This is a genomic window from Streptosporangium sp. G11 (assembly GCF_051192615.1).
Classification (GTDB): Bacteria; Actinomycetota; Actinomycetes; order Streptosporangiales; family Streptosporangiaceae; genus Streptosporangium.
Genome location: NZ_JBPJUQ010000257.1, coordinates 1 through 1,872 on the forward strand (window position 1 = coordinate 1; position 1,872 = coordinate 1,872).

1 protein-coding gene and 1 pseudogene are annotated in these 1,872 nt (G+C 60.9%); one reads left to right on the forward strand and one right to left on the reverse strand.

Features of this window, described 5'->3' with window-relative positions:
* Positions 1 to 563: 563 nt before the first annotated feature.
* The gene (locus tag ACSDR0_RS50350) at positions 564 to 899 is read right to left on the reverse strand and encodes a hypothetical protein (protein ID WP_435296092.1); all 336 of its coding nucleotides are present in this window, start codon (positions 897 to 899) and stop codon (positions 564 to 566) included.
* Between the two features lie 521 nt (positions 900 to 1,420).
* On the opposite strand from ACSDR0_RS50350, the pseudogene ACSDR0_RS50355 reads away from it, so the two are divergent.
* Positions 1,421 to 1,798: pseudogene (locus ACSDR0_RS50355) on the forward strand (helix-turn-helix domain-containing protein); the annotation flags it as partial.
* Positions 1,799 to 1,872: the final 74 nt, after the last annotated feature.

Consider the following 1,872-nt stretch of genomic DNA (forward strand, 5'->3'; position numbering starts at 1 on the left):
TTGCCCGAGACCTACCACCAGGTAGGCCCCGAGGCGGGGACCGCCACTTCAAGTTCTACGAGCTACGGGACAACCTCCTTCGGCCTCTTTGAGGGTGAGTCAGCGTTCCGCCTCCCGCTTCTTCGCGAACGTCTGCGGAGCCGGACGCATCTGTCCATCCGGTCCCCGGTATCGGGCTTGGAAGCGACCCGAGGCCAGTTCTCGCGTACTGCCGAAACTCCGCTTGGCCATTACGCGGCCCTCCCACGTCGAGGGCTTACGTACTTCCATCCACGGCCACCACAGGAGCAACACTGAGCCTTTTTCATCCTCTCGCCAGACAGCCCGGAAGCGGGTGATGTGGAGTTGCTTGGACTGGGCGGGACCGCCCGACACCTGCCCGGCGGCGGCTTGAGTGTTCGCCTCTACTGGTTCACCCGCTCTGAGCTGCGGCTTCAGGACGAAAAAGGCTCGGTAGCCCAACAGGAGGTGGGCCTGTCCGAACCTTGGACAGGCCCGCCCTGCTCCGGCCCGAGAACCCTTACGGGATCGCGAACCCCTATGTGACTACGATTCGGCAGCGGCTAGCAAGCAGTCTTGCCCGCGCTGAACCCGGCGTTGAAGCCATGTATGTATGCGGCATCCTGCAGCGCGGGGCTGAGGGACCTGAAGCCCTCCTTGTTCTTGCATGCGGCTATCCCGGCCGTGTATCCCTCGCTCCAGCCATTCGAGCACAGCTTCTTGAGCTTGCCCTTGAATGATCGGCTACACACGGGCGGCGTGACCTTCAAGGTCGCCATGGTGTAGCTGTCGCCGACGCTTACAGACGTTGGAACGGCCGAAGCTTGCGAGATGTCGACCGTTCCAAACACGAGGGCGACGGCTAGTGGACTGGCAATGAGCAGGCATTTTCCGTGCATCTTCGCCTCCTTCCCGAACGAAGCCGCTTCGACAACCGCGACTTCGTTTGAGGAAATAGCGCTAAGGACAGCTCAAGGGAGCCAATCCTTATGGGGTCAGCCTTGATAATTTCTGCTTTCTTACCTCCTAGGAGGAGCGCCTGGCTACGGCTCCCGATTTCCACCGCCGCCCACTAGCGATGTTCTCCGACATCGCGTGTCGGTTGGGACGATGCGCTTACCTACACCATGGGCTTCGATTTTTCAGCGCGTCCAGGCATTTGGCTTTAATTTGAGCATCACTTTCACTTCTACTCGCAGATCTCCGAGATCTTAACTAAACCCAAAAGGGTCTGCCCGTTTCGCAGGGTGATGGTCGCACGTGGTTGGCTAGCAATGGAACAGTGAGGCTTTTTCATCCCCTGGCGGCAGAGTGCTGGTCACAGCATGATCGCGAGCTTGGCGTTCGCCTGACGAAGCAAGAAACCCCTGGTAGACGGATTGATCACCACAACCAGATCCGTCACAACCAGGGGCTTCGAATGCTGTTCTATCGTGCTGCCGTCGATTTGTCGCGTTCAACGCTGAACTACGTCGCTGGGGTGATCCGCCGGCACCGCAAGGCGATCGGGTCTGCCTGGCGGCTGCTCAACGCCGGGCAGCAGGCGCTGCTGGTGCTGGTCTACCTGCGCAAGGGCGAGACGTTCACCGAGCTCGGAGTCGGGTTCGGGGTCTCAACGGCGACCGCGTGGCGGTATGTGGAGGAGACGATCGCGCTGCTGTCGTCTCGCTCGCCCAAGCTCGGGCAGGCGCTGCGCAAGGCCCAGCGAGACGGGCTGCACTACCTGGTGCTGGACGGCACACTGATCCGCACCGACCGGATCAAGGCCGACCGGCCGTACTTCTCCGGCAAGCATCAACGCCGGTAAGTTAAGCCGATTTACCGGGTTGACGTGGCAACGAGGCCCCTGAGACGACTGATTTCGACCAAGAG

Bases quoted from the DNA above. Each gene is read 5' to 3' on its own strand.
- ACSDR0_RS50350 (WP_435296092.1), bottom strand. From the start codon at position 899: ATGCACGGAAAATGCCTGCTCATTGCCAGTCCACTAGCCGTCGCCCTC.